At 69.5% G+C, this 17,519-nt stretch carries 17 protein-coding genes; 13 read left to right on the top strand and 4 right to left on the bottom strand.

Translation table 11 applies throughout. The features are described from left to right. Positions 1-23: 23 nt before the first annotated feature. From TCCBUS3UF1_RS07445 to TCCBUS3UF1_RS07465, 5 genes are all read left to right on the top strand, one after another. Positions 24-392 (top strand): hypothetical protein, encoded by a 369-nt coding sequence (locus TCCBUS3UF1_RS07445; protein WP_014515903.1) that lies wholly within the window; start codon positions 24-26, stop codon positions 390-392. After that, entirely contained in the window at positions 389-1,006 is a 618-nt protein-coding gene (locus TCCBUS3UF1_RS07450) for a uracil-DNA glycosylase (RefSeq protein ID WP_014515904.1), read from the top strand. Before TCCBUS3UF1_RS07445 ends, TCCBUS3UF1_RS07450 begins: the two co-directional genes overlap by 4 nt. A gap of 100 nt (positions 1,007-1,106) precedes the next feature. Next, on the top strand, positions 1,107-1,982 hold the full coding sequence (gene modA, locus TCCBUS3UF1_RS07455) for a molybdate ABC transporter substrate-binding protein (RefSeq protein WP_014515905.1): 876 nt from the start codon (positions 1,107-1,109) through the stop codon (positions 1,980-1,982). Between the two features lie 3 nt (positions 1,983-1,985). Next, complete coding sequence (modB, locus tag TCCBUS3UF1_RS07460) at positions 1,986-2,660, top strand: molybdate ABC transporter permease subunit (protein WP_041434005.1); 675 nt, start codon at positions 1,986-1,988, stop codon at positions 2,658-2,660. Continuing rightward, positions 2,630-3,655: an ABC transporter ATP-binding protein gene (locus tag TCCBUS3UF1_RS07465; protein WP_155983279.1), complete on the top strand. Its 1,026-nt coding sequence runs from the start codon at positions 2,630-2,632 to the stop codon at positions 3,653-3,655. Before modB ends, TCCBUS3UF1_RS07465 begins: the two co-directional genes overlap by 31 nt. 440 nt (positions 3,656-4,095) lie before the next feature. Here TCCBUS3UF1_RS07465 and TCCBUS3UF1_RS07470 read toward each other — a convergent pair whose 3' ends face one another. Next, complete coding sequence (locus tag TCCBUS3UF1_RS07470; protein WP_014515908.1) at positions 4,096-4,425, bottom strand: hypothetical protein; 330 nt, start codon at positions 4,423-4,425, stop codon at positions 4,096-4,098. Positions 4,426-4,463: 38 nt separating this feature from the next. Here TCCBUS3UF1_RS07470 and hisS point away from each other — a divergent pair, with 38 nt between their 5' ends. The 8 genes from hisS (at position 4,464) to TCCBUS3UF1_RS07510 (ending at position 13,606) form a co-directional block, all read left to right on the top strand. Further along, positions 4,464-5,720, top strand: coding sequence for a histidine--tRNA ligase (gene hisS / locus TCCBUS3UF1_RS07475; RefSeq protein ID WP_014515909.1), 1,257 nt, complete (start codon positions 4,464-4,466; stop codon positions 5,718-5,720). A 24-nt stretch (positions 5,721-5,744) separates the two neighbouring features. Further along, positions 5,745-7,490 carry an aspartate--tRNA ligase gene (aspS, locus tag TCCBUS3UF1_RS07480; RefSeq protein WP_014515910.1) on the top strand — a complete coding sequence of 582 codons (1,746 nt, stop codon included), beginning with the start codon at positions 5,745-5,747 and terminating at the stop codon, positions 7,488-7,490. Further along, entirely contained in the window at positions 7,483-8,376 is an 894-nt protein-coding gene (locus TCCBUS3UF1_RS07485) for a PhzF family phenazine biosynthesis protein (protein ID WP_014515911.1), read from the top strand. Before aspS ends, TCCBUS3UF1_RS07485 begins: the two co-directional genes overlap by 8 nt. After that, positions 8,376-9,191 carry an HAD family hydrolase gene (locus TCCBUS3UF1_RS07490; protein ID WP_014515912.1) on the top strand — a complete coding sequence of 272 codons (816 nt, stop codon included), beginning with the start codon at positions 8,376-8,378 and terminating at the stop codon, positions 9,189-9,191. The genes TCCBUS3UF1_RS07485 and TCCBUS3UF1_RS07490 overlap by 1 nt, the downstream gene beginning before the upstream one ends. A gap of 11 nt (positions 9,192-9,202) precedes the next feature. Beyond that, complete coding sequence (gene asnS, locus TCCBUS3UF1_RS07495; RefSeq protein ID WP_014515913.1) at positions 9,203-10,519, top strand: asparagine--tRNA ligase; 1,317 nt, start codon at positions 9,203-9,205, stop codon at positions 10,517-10,519. A gap of 173 nt (positions 10,520-10,692) precedes the next feature. Further along, complete coding sequence (gene dctP / locus TCCBUS3UF1_RS07500; RefSeq protein WP_014515914.1) at positions 10,693-11,775, top strand: TRAP transporter substrate-binding protein DctP; 1,083 nt, start codon at positions 10,693-10,695, stop codon at positions 11,773-11,775. A gap of 9 nt (positions 11,776-11,784) precedes the next feature. Next, complete coding sequence (locus tag TCCBUS3UF1_RS07505) at positions 11,785-12,303, top strand: TRAP transporter small permease subunit (protein WP_014515915.1); 519 nt, start codon at positions 11,785-11,787, stop codon at positions 12,301-12,303. Continuing rightward, positions 12,293-13,606 (top strand): TRAP transporter large permease subunit, encoded by a 1,314-nt coding sequence (locus TCCBUS3UF1_RS07510; protein ID WP_014515916.1) that lies wholly within the window; start codon positions 12,293-12,295, stop codon positions 13,604-13,606. Before TCCBUS3UF1_RS07505 ends, TCCBUS3UF1_RS07510 begins: the two co-directional genes overlap by 11 nt. 5 nt (positions 13,607-13,611) lie before the next feature. Here the strand turns inward: TCCBUS3UF1_RS07510 and pdxT are convergent, their stop codons facing one another. The 3 genes from pdxT to TCCBUS3UF1_RS07525 are packed head-to-tail and all read right to left on the bottom strand — an operon-like array spanning position 13,612 to position 17,498. Further along, positions 13,612-14,190: a pyridoxal 5'-phosphate synthase glutaminase subunit PdxT gene (pdxT, locus tag TCCBUS3UF1_RS07515; protein WP_041433824.1), complete on the bottom strand. Its 579-nt coding sequence runs from the start codon at positions 14,188-14,190 to the stop codon at positions 13,612-13,614. Between the two features lie 7 nt (positions 14,191-14,197). Then, entirely contained in the window at positions 14,198-15,436 is a 1,239-nt protein-coding gene (nhaA, locus tag TCCBUS3UF1_RS07520; RefSeq protein WP_014515918.1) for a Na+/H+ antiporter NhaA, read from the bottom strand. A gap of 7 nt (positions 15,437-15,443) precedes the next feature. Continuing rightward, entirely contained in the window at positions 15,444-17,498 is a 2,055-nt protein-coding gene (locus tag TCCBUS3UF1_RS07525; RefSeq protein ID WP_041433825.1) for a cation-translocating P-type ATPase, read from the bottom strand. Positions 17,499-17,519: the final 21 nt, after the last annotated feature.

Raw genomic sequence — 17,519 nt, forward strand, 5'->3', positions numbered from 1 at the left:
CCTAAGGCCGGAAAGGAGCGGGGATGGAGTTCAAGATCACGCTGACCACGGAGGAGATCGTTCGGGGCTTGAAGCACTACCGCCGCATCGCCAAGCAGGACGTCCTCCGGGCGCCGGAAACGCCCAACCCGGAGGTCTTCCGCCGCCACGCCGAGGCCCGGCGCGAGGTCTATGCCAAGCTGGCCGAGGTGGCGGAGGCCGAGGGGCCGGAGGCCGTGGTCCAGTACGCCCTGGAACTCTACAAGTCCCTGCCCTTCGTGACCGGCACCCCGGAGGACCAGCACCCCGAGATCAAGGGCCAGGAAAACGCCCTGGAGAACTTCTTCCTCATGATCGGCCTGGACCCCAAGACCCGCCGGGAAGCCCGGAAGGCCAGGAAACCCCTGCAATGACCCTGGAGTTCTTGCGCGCCCAGGCCCAAAGCTGCACCGCGTGCCGCCTGGCCGAGGGCCGGACCCAGGTGGTCTTCGGGGAGGGGAACCCCGACGCCCAGCTCATGATCGTAGGGGAAGGCCCGGGGGAGGAGGAGGACAAAACGGGCCGCCCCTTCGTGGGCAAGGCGGGCCAGCTCCTGAACCGGATCCTCGAGGCCGCGGGTATCCCCCGGGAGGAGGTCTACATCGCCAACATCGTCAAGTGCCGCCCTCCCGGCAACCGCGCCCCACTTCCCGACGAGGCCAAGATCTGCACGGACAAGTGGCTCCTGAAGCAGATTGAGCTCATCGCCCCCCAGATCATCGTCCCCTTGGGGGCGGTGGCGGCGGAGTTTTTCCTGGGGGAGAAGGTCTCCATCACCAAGGTGCGGGGGCAGTGGTTTGCCTGGCACGGGATCCGGGTCTTCCCCATGTTCCACCCGGCCTACCTGCTGCGAAACCCCAGCCGGGCCCCTGGCAGCCCCAAGCACCTCACCTGGCTGGACATCCAGGAGGTGAAGCGGGTCCTCCTCACCCTCCCCCCCAAGGAGCGCCGCCAGGTCAAGGCCGTGAGCCAGGAGCCCCTTTTTTAGGTAGAATGCCCCCACCTCCGGGCCCGGCAAGACCCCTGGGGCTTACCGGGCCGGGGCGGGGATACCCTCTTCGCCCGCCAGGGTGGAAAAGGAGGCAAGGGTGAAGCGTCTTCTTTGGCTTCTGCTTCTGGCCTCGGGATGGGCCCTGGGGCAAAGGGAGGTCCGGGTGGTGGCCGCCTCCGACCTGCAGTACGCCCTGCCGGAGATCGCCCAGGCCTTCCAGGCGGAAAACCCCGGGGTGCAGGTCCGCCTGGCCTTCGGCTCCTCCGGTCGGCTTTACACCCAGCTCACCCAAGGCCTCGAGGCCGACCTCTTCTTCTCCGCGGAAAGCCTCTACCCCAGGCTCCTAGAGGAGCGGGGCCTGGCGGAGCGGGGAAGCCGCAGGCTCTACGCCCTGGGGCGCCTCGTGGTCTGGCTGGACCGGAGGCTGGGCTTGGAGCCCGGCCCCCAGGCCCTCAAGGACCCCCGGGTCACCCAGCTGGCCATCGCCAACCCCGTGCACGCCCCCTACGGCCGGGCCGCCATCACCCTCCTGGAGCGCTACGGCCTCCTGAAACGCCGGCCGGATGCCCCTATCCCCGGCCTGGCCAAACCCTTTGCCCAGCTGGCCTGGGCGGAAATCCCCTGGGAAAGCCTCACCCGGGGGGTGGAGGCCTACTGGGACGCCGAGCCCCTCCGCCGGGGCAAACCCCGGTTCGCCTTCGTCTACGGGGAGAACATCGCCCACGCCGCCCAGCTGGCCGTGGCGGCCACCCAGGCGGGGATCCTGGCCCTGCCCCTGGCGATCCACGAAAGCCTCTCCCGGCCCGGGGTGTTCTGGCTGGCCCCCATGGGCAGCCACCTCCTCCTGGAGCAAACCTACGTGGTCCTCAAGGGGCGGGCCCGGCCCGAGGTCCTGGCCTTCCACCGCTTCGTGGGAAGCCCTGAGGGCCGGGCCATCTTCCGGCGTTACGGCTTCCTCCTGCCGGGGGAGTAGATGCTGGCCCCCGAGTTCTGGACCGCCCTGGCCCTTTCCCTGAGGGTGGCCCTCCTTTCCTCCCTTCTCCTCCTCCTCTTGGGCATCCCCCTGGCCTGGCTCTTGGCCTTCCGCCCCTTCCCGGGCAAACCCCTGGTGGAGGCGGTGGTCCTCCTGCCCCTGGTCCTGCCCCCCACGGTCTTGGGGTTTTACCTCCTCCTCTTCCTGGGCCCCGAGGGGATCTGGACCCGGCTCACCGGGCTTTCCTGGGCCTTCCGCTTTGAGGGCCTGGTCCTGGCCAGCGTCCTCTTTAGCCTGCCCTTCGTCTTCACCGCCTACCGGGAGGCCTTCTTGTCCTTGGACCGGAACCTGCTGGAGGTGGCCCGCACCCTGGGAGCCCCCTGGTGGCGGGTCTGGGGCCAGATCATCCTCCCCTTGGTGTGGCCGGGCCTCCTCTCCGGGACCCTTTTGGGCTTCGCCCACACCCTGGGGGAGTTCGGGGTGGTGCTCATGGTGGGGGGGTCCATCCCGGGGAAGACCCAGATGGTGAGCATCTACCTCTACGACCTGGTGCAGGCCCTGCGCTTCGCGGAGGCCGAGGAGGCCTCCTGGGTCCTCCTGGGCCTGAGCCTGGCCATCCTGGTTTCGGTGCGGACCCTGGAAAGGAGGTGGCGGGCGTGGAGGTCCACTACCGGATAAGGCGGCCCATTCCCCTCGAGGCCCACTTCCAGATCCGGGGGTTCACCGTCCTCCTGGGGGAAAGCGGCGTGGGCAAGACCACCCTCCTCAAGGCCCTGGCCGGCCTGGTGCCCGCCGAAGGGGAGCCCTACCGGCACCTCCCCCCGGAAAGGCGGCCCATAGGCTACCTCCCTCAGGACCTGGCCCTCTTCCCCCACATGACCGCCTGGGAAAACGTGGCCTTTCCCCTAAAGGGCCCCGGGCGCAAGGAAAGGGCTTTGGCCCTCCTGGGCCGGGTGGGGCTTCTGGAACACGCGGAAAAGCGCCCCCAGGCCCTCTCCGGTGGCCAGCGCCAGCGGGTAGCCCTGGCCCGGGCCCTGGCCCGGGAACCGGAACTCCTCCTCCTGGACGAACCCACCAGCGCCCTAGACCCCCTCACCAAGGGCCAGGTGCTGGCCGAGCTGGTGGCCCTCATCCGCCGGGAAGGTGTCCCCGCCCTGGCCGTAAGCCACGACCCCGACCTGTCCCGGATGGCGGACTGGCTTGTGGTGATGGGGCGGGGGCGGATCCTGCAGGAAGGCCCCCCGGCGGAGGTCCTGGCCCGCCCCCAGGAGGTGGCGGTGGCCCGGCTTTTGGGCTACGAGAACCTCTTCCCCGTGAGGGTCCTCGAGGGAGGGGTGGAGCTCCAAGGGGTGGCCCTCCGCCTCCCCCTTCCCCCCTGGGCCGGGCCCGGGGGGCGGGCCTGGCTGGGGGTGCGGGCAGAGGAGGTCCTGGTGGTGCGGGAGGACCGCCCCCCACCCCCGGAAAACCTCCTGGAAGGGGTTCTGGAAAGCCTATACCCCGAGGGCCTGGCCTACCGGGGCCGCTTCCTGGGCCCTGTACCCCTTTCCCTCCTCCTGCCCCGGCACGTGCAGGAGCGCCTGCGCCTTGGCCCAGGCCAGAGGATCCGGGTGGTCCTCAAGCCCCGCTACCTGCACCTGATGCCGGGCCAGGCGGAGGATCTCCTCCCAGGCTAGGCCCAGCTTGTTGCGCAACCCCTTGAGGTGGAAACGGGCCCGGTGGGGGGGCATCCCCAGGCCCCGGGCCAAGGCCTTGGCCTCCGGGGGAACCCCCAGGCCCAGGGCCAGGAGCACCCCCACCTCCCCAGGCAGGAGGCGGAGGCCAAGCCGCCCCCTTAAGCCCTCGGCCAGGGTCTTAGGGTCATCCCGACGGGTGAGGAAGGCCAGCCGCTCCGGATCGTAAGCCCTAAGCCCTCCCGGGGTGCGCCAAAGGAGCACCTGGCCCCTTTCCCAAAAGGCCGGGTCCGCCAGGACCAGGCCCCTGCCGCTCTGCCAGGAAACCTTCCAGCCGTCTTGGCCCAACACGCCCGCCACCCGGGCGTACAACTCCAGATCCTGCGTCAAGACCACCGCTTGCACACGCACCCTCCTTTCGCCCAAAGCCTCTTCCTGCCTCGCTAGGCCAGGGCGAAAGGAGGGGCCCGGGGAACCAGGGCCCGGGAGAGGGCGGGGGGGTGGCCCGGGTGCCCCTCGGGCCGGACCCGGAGGACCTGGATGGGGGTAGGGGGTGCGGGGGCCTCGAGGGGAGGCAGGCCCGGGGCCACCTGCAAGCCGCAGAGGGGGGAGTGGTCCACCTCCCTTGCCTCCCCCGGGGCCTGGCAGAGGTCGGCGCGCAGGGAGGGGTTTTGCCGCTGCATCAGGTAAAGCTGCAGGGCTACCCCGGTGGAGGCCCCCAGGGTGAGGAAGAGGTAGAGGGCATAAAGAAACCACGCCCCCCGCCTTCCCATGGGACCCAGGATAACATCCCGCGCTAAAGTGAAGGGGTATGGCCGTCCGCGGCACCAAGGACCTTTTTGGCAAGGAGCTTAGGCTCCACCAGCACATCGTGGCCACCGCCCGCAGGGTGCTGGAGGCGGCGGGGGCCCTGGAGCTCCTGACCCCAGTGTTTGAGGAAACCCAGGTGTTTGAAAAGGGCGTAGGAGCCGCCACCGACATCGTCCGCAAGGAGATGTTCACCTTCCAGGACCGGGGCGGACGCTCCCTAACCTTGCGTCCCGAGGGCACCGCGGCCATGGTACGGGCCTACCTGGAACACGGGATGAAGGTCTGGGCCCAGCCCGTGCGCCTCTGGATGGCGGGGCCCATGTTCCGGGCGGAAAGGCCGCAAAGGGGCCGGTACCGCCAGTTCCACCAGGTAAACTACGAGGCCTTGGGCTCGGAAAGCCCCATCCTGGACGCCGAGGCCATCCTCCTCCTCTACGAGAGCCTGAAGGAACTGGGCCTAAGGCGGCTTTCCGTCAAGCTCTCCTCCGTGGGGGACCCAGAGGACCGCACCCGGTACAACGCCTACCTACGGGAATGCCTTTCCCCTTACCGGGCGGAGCTCTCCGAGGACTCGCAAGAACGCCTGGACCTGAACCCCATGCGCATCCTGGACTCCAAAAGCGAGAAGGACCAGGCCCTCCTCCGGGAGCTTGGGGTGAGGCCCATGCTGGACTTCCTGGGGGAGGAGGCGCGAGCCCACCTCCAAGCAGTGGAACGCCACCTGGAAAGGCTCTCCGTGCCCTACGAGCTGGAGCCCTCCCTGGTGCGGGGCCTGGACTACTACGTGCGCACCGCCTTTGAGGTGCACCACCAGGAGATCGGGGCCCAGTCGGCCCTGGGGGGTGGGGGGCGGTACGACGGGCTTTCCGAGCTCCTGGGGGGGCCTAGGGTACCCGGGGTGGGGTTTGCCTTCGGCGTGGAGCGGGTGGCCTTGGCCCTGGAGGCCGAGGGCTTCACCCTGGCCGAGGAGAGGGGGCCCGACCTCTACCTGGTCCCCCTGGTGGAGGAGGCGGTGGCCGAAGCCTTCTACCTGGCCGAGGCCCTGCGCCCCCGCCTGCGGGCCGAGTACGCCCTAAGCCCCAAGAAGCCGGGGAAAGGGGTGGAGGAGGCCCTGAAACGCCAGGCCGCCTTCGTGGGCTTCCTGGGCGAGGACGAGCTCAGGACGGGGGAAGTGACCCTCAAGCGCCTGGCCACCGGGGAACAGGTGCGCCTCCCCCAGGGGGAGGCCCTGGGGTTCTTGCTTTCCGCCTTGGCCTGAGCATCCGGTAAGATTTGGAGGATTATGCGCCGTACCCACTACGCCGGGAGTCTTAGGGCCGAGCACGCGGGGGAGGAGGTGGTTCTGGAGGGCTGGGTAAGCCGCCGCCGGGACCTGGGGGGGCTTATCTTCCTGGACCTCCGGGACCGGGAAGGGTTGGTCCAGCTGGTGGCCCACCCGGAAAGCCCCGCCTACCCCGTGGCGGAAAGGGTGCGCTCGGAGTGGGTGGTGCGGGCCAAGGGAGTGGTGCGCCTCCGCCCCGAGGCCAACCCGCGCCTGGCCACGGGGCAGGTGGAGGTGGCCCTCACCTCCTTGGAGGTGCTGGCCGAGGCCAAAACCCCTCCCTTCCCCCTGGACCCCGGCTGGCGGGGGGAGGAGGAAAAGGAAGCCTCGGAGGAGCTTCGGCTCAAGTACCGCTACCTGGACCTGCGCCGCAAGCGCATGCAGGAGAACCTGCGCCTGCGCCACCGGGTCATCAAGGCCATCTGGGACTTCCTGGACCGGGAAGGCTTTGTCCAGGTGGAAACCCCCTTCCTCACCAAAAGCACCCCGGAAGGGGCCCGGGACTTCCTGGTGCCCTACCGCCACCAGCCCGGCCTCTTCTACGCCCTGCCCCAGTCCCCCCAGCTCTTCAAGCAGATGCTGATGGTGGCGGGCCTGGACCGCTACTTCCAGATCGCCCGCTGCTTCCGCGACGAGGACCTGAGGGCCGACCGCCAGCCCGACTTCACCCAGATGGACCTGGAGATGAGCTTCGTGGAGGTGGAGGACGTCCTCTCCCTCAACGAGCGCCTCATGGCCCACGTGTTCCGCGAGGCCCTGGGGGTGGAGCTTGCCCTGCCCTTCCCCCGCCTCCCCTACGGGGAGGCCATGGAGCGGTACGGCTCGGACAAGCCCGATACCCGTTTTGGCCTCGAGCTCAAGGAGGTGGGGCACCTCTTCCGGGAAAGCGCCTTTGCCCCTTTCCGCCAGGCGGAACGGGTAAAGGCCCTGGTGGTGCCCCAGGCCCTTTCCCGCAAGGAGATCGCCGAACTGGAGGAGGTGGCCAAGCGCCACGGGGCGGGGGGGCTGGCCTGGGCCCGGGTGGAGGAGGGAGGGTTCTCCGGAAGCGTGGCCAAGTTCCTGGACTCCATCCGGGAAGCCCTGCTGGAAGCCCTGGGGGCCAAGGTGGGGGAAACCCTCCTCTTCGTGGCCGGCCCTTGGCGGAAGGCCGCGGAGGCCTTGGGCCAGGTGCGGCTCAGGCTGGCGGAGAGGCTGGCCCTTCCCCGGGAGGGCTTCCGCTTCCTCTGGGTGGTGGACTTTCCCCTTCTGGAGTGGGACGAGGAGCGGGGGGCCTGGACCTACATGCACCACCCCTTCACCCACCCCCACCCGGAGGACCTGCCCCTTTTGGACACCGAGCCGGGCCGGGTGCGGGCCCTGGCCTACGACCTGGTGCTCAACGGGACCGAGGTGGGCGGGGGGTCCATCCGCATCCACGACCCCCATCTCCAGGCCCGGATGTTCCGGGTCCTGGGCATCGGAGAGGAAGAGCAGCGGGAAAAGTTCGGCTTCTTCCTCGAGGCCCTGGAGTACGGGGCCCCGCCCCACGGGGGGATCGCCTGGGGGCTGGACCGCCTCCTGGCCCTGATGACGGGAAGCCCCTCCATCCGCGAGGTCATCGCCTTTCCCAAGAACAAGGAGGGCAAAGACCCCCTCACCGGGGCCCCAAGCCCCGTTTCCGAGGAGCAGCTTCGCGAGCTGGGCCTCAAGGTGGTCGGGCATGGCTAGGATCCCCTACGTGATCGTGGACGCCTTCGCCTCCACCCCAGGGGCGGGCAACCGGGTGGCCCTGGTCCTGGACGCCCGGGGGATGACGGCGGAGGAGATGCGGGCCACCGCCCGCCGCCTGGCCGAGCCGGAAACCGCCTTCGTCACCGAGCGGCAGGGCCAGGTCTTCGCCGTGCGCTTCTTTACCCCTTCGGGGGAGGTGGAGTTCTCCGGGCACGCCGCCGTGGCCTTGGGCCTGACCCTGGTGCGCCTGGGCCTGGCCCCCGAAGGAAGCCAAAGGCTTTACCTCCACACCCCCACGGAGGCCCTACCGGTGGAGATCCTCTACCAGGAGGGGGAGCCCAAGAAGGCCCTGGTGCGGGGCCCCGCCCCCCGCTTCCGCGACCTTCCCCCCTACCAGGCCCTGAAGGAGGCCCTCGAGGCCCTGGGCTCGGACGAGCGCTACCTGCACCGGGGCCTGCCCTACGGCGTGGCCTACACCGGGCTTTGGAGCCTTTTCGTCCCCCTGGTGGCCCCGGGAGTGGTGGACGCCCTGGAGCCGGAGATGAGGCTCCTGAGCGAGCTCTCCCGCCGCCTGGAGGTGGCCACGGTCCACGCCTACGCCCCCATGGGCCCCAGGAGCTTCTACGCCCGGGACTTTGCCCCCCTCCTCGGCATCCCCGAGGACCCGGTGACGGGCTCGGCCAACGCCGCCTTAGGGGCGCTCCTGGCCCGGGCCGGGGTGGTGCCCAGGCGGGAGGGCCGGGTGGCCCTCACCATCTACCAGGGGCACCGCCTGGGCAACCCGGGGGTGGTGGAGGTGGTGGTAGAGTATAGCCCCACGGGCCAGCCCTACGGGGTGCAGATCGGGGGGGAGGCGGCGGTGGTCCTCTCGGGCGAGCTCTGATGGTGCGGCTCCTCTTTGTGGACATAGACGGCACCCTGGTGGGCAAGGAAGGGGTGCCCCCTTGCGTCTGGCCCGCGGTGGAGGCGGTGCGAGAGAGGGGGATCCGGCTTGCCCTCCTCACCGGGCGGCCCGGAAGGGGGGAGGCCTTGGGCCTGGCCCGCCGGCTAGACCCCAAGGGCCTCCACGCCTTTGAGTCGGGGGCCGTGGTCCTGGCCCTGGCCCAAGACCCCCACGACCCCCCCGCCACCCCCCTCCTGGTGCAGGCCCTGCCCCAAGGGGCGGCGAAGGAGGCGGTGCGCCTGGCCCGCCGGCTTGGCCTTCCCCTGGAGGGCTACACCGCGGACGGGGGGTTTTACGTGGAGGGGGAAAGCCCCCTCCTCCTGGAGCACCAGCGGCTTTTGGGCCTCGAGGCGGAGGGAGCGGACCTCCTCGGCCTCCCAAGCCCCCTGGTCCGCCTCCAGGTTCTGGCCGGGCCCCAAGCCCCCTTGGGGGCCTTCCTGGAGGGCCTGCCCCCGGAACTGGAAGCCCACGTGGCGGAAAGCCCCAAGATGCCCGGGGTGCGCTTCGTCTCCCTCACGCAACGAGGGGTGAGCAAGCTTTCCGCCGCCCGCTTCGTGGCCGAGGCCTACGGCCTCAGCCTGGCGGAGTGCGGCATGGTGGGGGACGGGGAAAACGACCTGGAGGTGATCCGGGCCGTGGGCCTGGGGATAGCCATGGGCAACGCGCCCCAAAGCGTCCAGCGGGCCGCCAAGCGGGTGGTGGCCCCCGTGGAGGCCTGCGGCCTGGCCGAGGCCCTTCGCTCCCTCCTCGGGTAGACTCTTGGGGTATGCGGGTCTTCATCCACGAGATCGCCCAGTATGCGGGCCAGGAGGTGGAGCTTAGGGGCTGGCTTTACGGGAAGCGCTCCAAGGGCAAGATCCATTTCCTCATCCTGCGGGACGGAACAGGCTTCCTCCAGGCCACGGTGGTCAAGGGGGAGGTGCCGGAGGAGGTCTTCCGGCAGGCGGACCACCTGCCCCAGGAAACCGCCCTCAAGGCCTTCGGCCTGGTGCGGGAAGACCCCAGGGCCCCCGGGGGGTACGAGCTGGCCGTGCGGGGCCTCGAGGTGGTCTCCCTCCCCCAGGGGGAGTACCCCATCGGCCCCAAGGAGCACGGCATTGACTTCCTCATGGACCACCGCCACCTCTGGCTCCGCCACCGCCGCCCCTTCGCGGTGATGCGTATCCGGGACGAGCTGGAAAGGGCTATCCACGACTTCTTCGCTGAGCGGGGCTTCCTCCGCTTTGACGCCCCCATCCTCACCCCTAGCGCCGTGGAGGGCACCACGGACCTCTTTGAGGTGAACCTCTTTGACGGGGAGAAGGCCTACCTCTCCCAGTCCGGCCAGCTCTACGCCGAGGCCGGGGCCCTGGCCTACGGTAAGGTCTATACCTTCGGCCCCACCTTCCGCGCCGAGCGCTCCAAAACCCGGCGCCACCTCCTGGAGTTCTGGATGGTGGAGCCCGAGGTGGCCTTCATGACCCATGAGGAGAACATGGCCCTCCAGGAGGCCTTGGTGAGCTACCTGGTGGGCCGGGTCCTGGAAAGGCGGGCCAAGGAGCTGGAACTCTTGGAACGCGACCCCAAGGCCCTGGAGCCCGCAGCCCAAGGCCACTACCCCCGCCTCACCTACAAGGAGGCCGTGGCCCTGGTGAACCGCCTGCGGGAGAAGGACCCCGAAATCCCCCCCCTCCCCTATGGGGAGGACTTCGGCGCCCCCCACGAGGCCGCCCTCAGCCGCCAGTTTGACCGGCCCGTCTTTGTGGAACGTTACCCCGCCCGCATCAAGGCCTTCTACATGGAGCCCGACCCCGAGGACCCTGAGCTGGTCCTCAACGACGACCTCCTGGCCCCTGAGGGGTACGGGGAGATCATCGGGGGAAGCCAGAGGATCCACGACCTGGAGCGCCTGAGGCAGAAGATCCGGGAGTTCGGCCTGCCCGAGGAGGTCTACGGCTGGTACCTGGACCTCCGCCGCTTCGGCAGCGTCCCCCATGCGGGCTTCGGCCTGGGCCTGGAGCGCACCGTGGCTTGGATCTGCGGCCTGGCCCACGTGCGGGAGGCCATCCCCTTCCCCCGCATGTACACCCGCCTGCGCCCCTAGGCCCCCCTTTCCGGCCCCGGGGGTCCCCCGGGGCCTTGGCGTTCGGGATGGCCGAACCTCGAGGCCGGGGCTTGACAAACCCCGGGCTCCCATGTTCTCATGGACCCGTCAGGAAAACTTCATCCCCGCGTTCGGCGCTCAAGCCTCCCCCTTAGCCCCTTTGGAGGAAGGCCATGAAGGAAACCCGGAGAAGCTTCATCCGTAAGGTAGCCACCGGCGTAGCGGCCAGTGCCGCCTTCAGCCCCTTGGCCATCGCCCAGGCCCCCCGGTTCCGCTGGCGCATCCAGTCCGCTTGGGACGCGGGTACCGTGGGCTATACCCTCTTCCAGCGGTTCGCCGAGCGGGTCAAGGAGCTCACCGACGGCCAGATTGAGATCCAGACCTTCCCCGCCGGGGCGGTGGTGGGCACCTTTGACATGTTTGACGCGGTGAAGACCGGGGTCCTGGACGGGATGCACCCCTTCACCCTTTACTGGGCAGGGCGGATGCCGGTCACCGCCTTCCTCTCCTCCTACCCCTTGGGCCTGGACCGCCCGGACCAGTGGGAAACCTGGTACTACGCCCTAGGCGGCCTGGACCTGGCCCGCAGGGCCTTTGAGGAGCAGGGGCTTTTCTACGTGGGCCCAGTGCAGCACGACTACAACCTCATCCACTCCAAGAAACCCATCAAAAGTTTTGAGGACTTCAAGGGGGTAAAACTCCGGGTGCCCGGGGGTATGATAGCCGACGTTTTTTCTGCGGCCGGTGCAGCCACAGTTCTTTTGCCTGGCGGCGAGGTCTACCCCGCCCTGGAACGGGGGGTGATCGACGCCGCGGACTTCGTGGGCCCGGCGGTGAACTACAACCTGGGCTTCCACCAGGTGACCAAGTACATCATCATGGGCCCGCCGGAAACCCCCTGCATCCACCAGCCCGTGGACCTGGCGGACATCACCCTGAACCTCTCCCGCTGGCGGGCGGTGCCCAAGAACCTGCAGGAGCGGTTTGAGGCCGCGGTGCACGAGTGGAGCTGGATCCACTACGCCGGGATCCAGAAGGCCAACCTGGAAACCTGGCCCAAGTACAAGGCCGCCGGGGTGCAGATCATCCGCCTTACCACGGTGGACGTGCGCAAGTTCCGCCGGGTGGCCATCCCCATCTGGTTCAAGTGGGCCAAGCAGGACAAGTACGCCCGCGAGGCCTTTGCCAGCCAGCTGGAGTACATGAAGGCCCTGGGCTACGTGACCGATGCCGACGTGCGGGGGTTGAGCCTCTAGGGGACAGCTGTGAACACCCTCCTGCGCTTGGTGGGCCTCGTGGAGGCCATCAGCCTGTGGTCGGGCCGCCTGGCCGCCTGGCTGACCCTGGCCGCGGTCCTCATCCTGACGGTGGAAGTGGTGCGGCGCTACTTCTTCAACGCCCCCACCCAATGGGCCCATGAGGTTTCCACCTTGCTTTTCGGCCTCCTCTACGTCCTCACCGGGGCTTACGCCCTAAGGGAGCGGGCCCACGTGGGGGTGGACGTGTTCTACGCCCGGCTTTCCCGCAAAGGCAAAGCCCTGGTGAACCTTCTGGGCTTCGTCTTCCTGGCCCTTTTCGCGGGAACCCTTCTGGTCTACGGCTGGAAGTTCTTCCTGGCCTCCTGGCAGAACCGGGAGTTTTCCCTGGCCAACCAGGCCATCCCCATCTACCCCTTCAAGCTGGCCATCCCCCTAGGGGCGGCCTTGCTCCTCCTCCAGGGCCTGGCCAACCTGGTCCGCGACCTCTTGGTCCTCTTGGGCAAGGAGGAAGACCATGCCCATTGAAACCCTCACCTGGCTGATGTTCGGCAGCCTCTTCCTCCTCCTTCTCACCGGGTATCCCCTGGCCTTCCTGGTGGGGGGGGTGGCCGTGGGCTTCATCGCCTGGCTTTGGAGCCCCGAGGCCCTGGCCCTGGTGCCCCAGCGCATGTGGAACAACATGACCCAGTACCTGCTGGCGGCCATCCCCCTTTTCATCTTCATGGCCTCCATGCTGGAGAAATCGGGGCTCATTGAGGAGATCTTCGATGTGGCCTACAAGTGGCTGGGCCGGGTGCCGGGGGGGCTGGCGGTGGCCACGGTGGCCGCTTCCACGGTGCTGGCGGCCATGGTGGGGGTGATCGGGGCGGCGGTGGTCACCATGGCCCTGGTGGCCCTCCCCTCCATGCTGCGGCGGGGGTATAGCCCGGTGCTGGCCGCGGGCACGGTGATGGCCGGGGGTACCTTGGGCATCCTCATCCCCCCCAGCGTGCTGGCCATCATCTACGGCCTGGTGGCCAACCAGTCGGTGGGGGAGCTTTACCTGGGTTCGGTCCTGCCCGGACTGGTGCTTTCGGGGCTCTACATGCTCTTCTCCGTGGTCTACGCCCTGGTAAACCCCAAGGGGGCCCCCCGCATCCCCCCCGAAGAAGCCCCCTCTTGGCGGGAACGCTGGCGCGCCCTGCGGAGCATCTGGGCCCCCTTGGTCCTCATCTTCTTGGTTCTGGGCACCATCTTCCTGGGCCTGGCCGCCCCCACGGAGGCCGCGGCGGTGGGGGCCTTCGGAGCCATGGGGGTGGCCGCCCTCCACCGCAGGCTCAGCTGGAAGAACCTGCGCCTGGCCCTGGAGCAGACGGCCAAGGCCACGGCCATGGTCCTTTGGATCATCTTTGGGGCCAACGCCTTCGTGGCCTTCTACGTGGCCCAGGGGGGGGACCGCTACATCAGCGAGCTCCTCCTCAGCACGGGGCTTTCCCCCTGGGGGATCCTCATCCTCATGCAGCTCATCCTGATTATCCTGGGGATGTTCCTGGACTGGGTGGGGATCCTCCTCCTGGCGGTGCCGGTCTTCGTGCCCATCATCCGGCAGCTGGGCTTTGACCCCTTGTGGTTTGGGGTCCTCTACCTGGTCAACATGCAGATGTCCTTCCTCTCCCCGCCCTTCGGCTACGCCCTCTTCTACGTGCGGGGCGTGGCCCCCCAGATCCCCATGGGGGTCATCTACCGGGCCGCCCTCCCCTTTCTCCTCCTGCAGATCCTGGGGCTGGCCCTGGTCATGCTCTTCCCCGGCCTGGCCACCTGGCTGCCCAGCCTGGTCTACGGCAGGTGAGGGGCCTAAAGCCCGGCCAGCTCCAGGAAGTAGCGGTGGAGCCTGGGATCCGTCGTCAGCTCAGGGTGGAAGGCGCTGGCCAGGACCTTGCCCTGGCGCACCAGGACGGGAAGGCCATCCAGCTCTGCCAGCACCTCCACCCCCGGCCCCAGGCGGCGGAAAACGGGGGCGCGGATGAAGACGGCGTGGAAGGGCTCGGCAAACCCCCGGACGGGAAGCTCTTCCTCAAAGCTCTCCACCTGCCGCCCAAAAGCGTTCCGCTCCACGGCCACGTCCAGCACGCCCAGGCGGGGCTGCTCGGGGTAGCCCAGGATCTCCTTGGCCAGCCAGATGGCCCCGGCGCAGGTGCCGAAGACGGCCAAGGACCCCTCCTCCACCCGGCGGCGCACCTCCTCCTCAATCCCGTACTCCCGGGCCAGCTTGCCGATGGTGGTGGACTCCCCCCCGGGGACCACCAGGGCCTTTAGGCCCTCCAGGTGCGCCCTCTTCCGCACCTCTTGGGCCTCGAGGCCCAGGCGCCTGAGGGCTTCCTTGTGCTCGCGAAAATCCCCCTGTAAGGCCAGTACGCCGACCACGCCCCTCATCCTGGGCCTAGGGGGAAGGGCTGTCAAGGGCGGCGCGGACCAAGAGGAAGCCCAAAAGGCCCGCCAGCAAGGAGGCGGAAAGCACCCCCACCTTGGCCTGGTCCAAAAGCTCCCCGGAAAAGGCCAGGCCAGCGATGAAGAGGGCCATGGTGAAGCCAATGCCGGCCAGGAAGCCCACCCCCAGGAGGGCCCGGAAGCCCACCCCCTCGGGCAGGACCCCAAGGCCCAAGCGCAGGGCCAGCCAGGCCAAAAGCCCTACCCCCAAGGGTTTGCCCACGAGGAGGCCCAGGGCCACCCCCAGGGCCACAGGGCCGAGGGCGAGGCCGTTTAGGTCCACCCCGGCGTTGAAAAAGGCAAAGACGGGCAAGACCCCATAGGCCACCCAGGGGTGCAGGGTGTGCTCCAAGCGGTGCAAGGGGCTTTGCGCCTCCTTCACCGCCTCTTCCAGGGCCTCCAGCTCCCCTTCCAGGGCCTCGGCCTCCTCCGCCTGGGTGGCCCCTTGGAAGGGCCGGGCCCGCCTAAGGGGGATGGCCAGGGCCAGAAGCACCCCCGCCAGGGTGGCGTGCACCCCCGACTGGAGGACCAGGTACCAAAGGGGCAGGCCCAGGAGGAGGTAGGGCCAAAGCCACCGGACCCCCAGCCGGTTCAACCCCAAGGCCAGGGCCAGGACCAGGCCTGCCCCGGCCAGGTACCCCCCTTGGAGCCCCTCGGTGTAGAAGAGGGCGATGACCAGGACCGCCCCCAGGTCGTCCACGATGGCCAAGGCGGTGAGAAAGAGCTTGAGCCCCAAGGGAACCCGGGGCAAAAGGGCCAGAACCCCCAGGGCAAAGGCGATGTCCGTGGCCATGGGCACCCCCCAGCCCCGGGCCTCGGGGGGGGCGGGGTTGAGGAGGAGGTAGAGGGAAGCGGGCACCGCCATCCCCCCCAGGGCCGCGGCCACCGCCAGGCCCGCCCGTCTGGGCTCCCTGAGTTCCCCGGAAAGGAGCTCCCGCTTGAGCTCCAGGCCCACCAGGAGGAAGAAGAGGGCCATGAGGAGGTCGTTGACCCAAAGGAGAAGGGGCTTTTCCAGGGCGAAGGCGCCCACGCGAAAGCCCACGGGCACCTGCTGCAGGGCGAAATAGCCCGCCCCCCAAGGGGTGTTGGCCAGGAAAAAGACCAGCAGGGCCGCCGCGAAAAGGAGGATACCCCCCTTGGCCTCGCTGGCCAAAAACTGCTCCAGGAGGGGCGGATAGGGCCTGTGGGGCATGACGGGACTATACCCGCGCCAGGAGAAGCCGCAGGCTATTCAGGGTGACCAGGACCAGGGCCCCGTTGTCCGCCAGCACCGCCGGCCAGAGGCCGGTAATCCCCCAGAGGGTGGTGAGGAGAAAAACCCCCTTGAGCCCCACGGCCAGAAGGAGGTTCTGCCGCACCACCGCCAGGGTCTTTCGGCTCAGGCGGAAGGCCCGGGGCAGGGCGGAGAGGGAAAGGAGGCCCACGTCCGCAGCCCTTAGGGCGGCCTCGGTGCCCTCGAGGACCGCCAGGCCCACCGTGGCCCGGGCCAGGGCCGGGGCGTCGTTCACCCCATCCCCCACCATGGCCACCCCGCCTTGGGCGGCTAGGGCCTCCACCGCCCGGAGCTTGTCCACGGGGGAGAGGCCGGCCCGCACCTCCCCTTCCGCCAGGCCCAAGGCCCCTCCCAGGCCCAAGGCCGCCTCCTTGCGGTCCCCGGTGAGGAGGTGGAGCCTAAGCCCCAAGGCGCGGAGGGCCGCCAAGGCCTCCCGGGCTTCAGGCCGGGGAGCATCGCGAAAGGCCAGCAAGGCCAAGGCCTCCCCCTCCCGCACCAGGAGGGAAAGGCTATACCCCTCCCCCTCCAGGGCCCGCGCCTGGGCCTGGACCTCCGGGGGAAGGGGGAGGGCCTCAGGGCGCAAAAGCCCTATCGCCTTCCCCCCCACCCGGGCGAAGGCCCCCTGTCCCGGCTCCGTCCGGTGGCCTTCGGCGGGAAGGGGGTGCGGGCCCTCCGCCTCCCGCACCGCCCGGGCCAAGGGGTGGGCCGAGCCCTGGGCCACCGCCTTGGCCAGGGCCAAGGCCTCCGCCTCGGACACCCCCAGGGGCACCACCCGCACCAGGCGGGGCCGGCCCAGGGTGAGGGTGCCCGTCTTGTCCAGGGCCAGGTGCCGCACCCCCGCCAGGCGCTCCAAGGCCGCCCCGCTCTTGAAGAGCACCCCGGCCCTCGCCCCCCGGGCCACCCCGGCGGCGATGGCCGCGGGTACGCTCACCACCAAGGCGCAGGGACAAGCGATGAGGAGCAGGGCCAAGGCCTTGTAGAGATGGCCCAGGAAATCCCCCTGGAAAAGGGGCAGGAGGAAGGCCACCCCCGCGGCCAGAAGGAGGACCGCCGGGGTGTAGCGGCGGCTAAAGGCGTCCACCAGCCGCTCCGCCTGGCCCTTCCTGAGGAGGGCCTCCTCGGCCAGGCGTTCCATCTCCGCCAGAAAGCCCTCCTGGGGCAGGCGCTCCACCCGGAGGTCCAGGCTGCCCTCGGCCACCAGGCTTCCCCCCAAAACCCGCTCCCCTGGCCCCTTGGCCTGGGGCAAGGGCTCCCCGGTGAAGGCCCCCTCTTCCACCAGGGCTTCGCCGGCCAGGACCACCCCATCCGCCGGCACCCGTTCCCCCGGGGGCACCCGTACCCGGTCCCCTACCCTTAGGGCCTCGAGGGGCACCTCCTCCACCCCGGCCTCCCCCAGGCGGTAGGCCCGCCGGGGCAGGAGCTCCGATAAGGCGAAGAGGGCCTTGCGGGCCTGGGCCACGGAGTAGGCTTCCAACACCTCCCCCACCAGGAAGAGGAAAACCACCACCGCCGCCTCGGCGTGGGCGCCGATGAAGAGGGCCCCCAGGGTGGAGAGGCTTACCAGGGCCTGCATGCTGAAGGGGTTCTGCCGCACCCCCCGCAGGGCCTTGTGGGCCAGGGGCAAGACCCCCAGCAAGGCCGCGGCGGCGTAGGGCCAGGAACCCCAGGCAGGCAGGGCCCTGGAGAGGACCAAGGCCAGAAGGAGGGCCCCCCCCGAGGCCAAGGCCCAGGGCCAGGGCCCAGAAAGCCCCCGCGAAGCCGCCCCTTCCGGGCGCAGGCGGTAGCCCAAGGCGGCCACCCGTGCCTCGGCCTCCTTCACCGCTTCAGGGACGGCCAGGTGCAGGTAGGCCTTACCGCTTTGGAAACTCACCTCGGCCCGGACCACGCCGGGCACCCCACCCAAGGCCTTTTCCACCTTGCGGGCACAGTCGGCGCAGTCCAGCCCCTCCACCCGGTAGACGCGCACCCTGGGAGCCTCCATGCCCCCAGGGTAGCATCGTTT

The organism is Thermus sp. CCB_US3_UF1, from assembly GCF_000236585.1.
Classification (GTDB): domain Bacteria; phylum Deinococcota; class Deinococci; order Deinococcales; family Thermaceae; genus Thermus.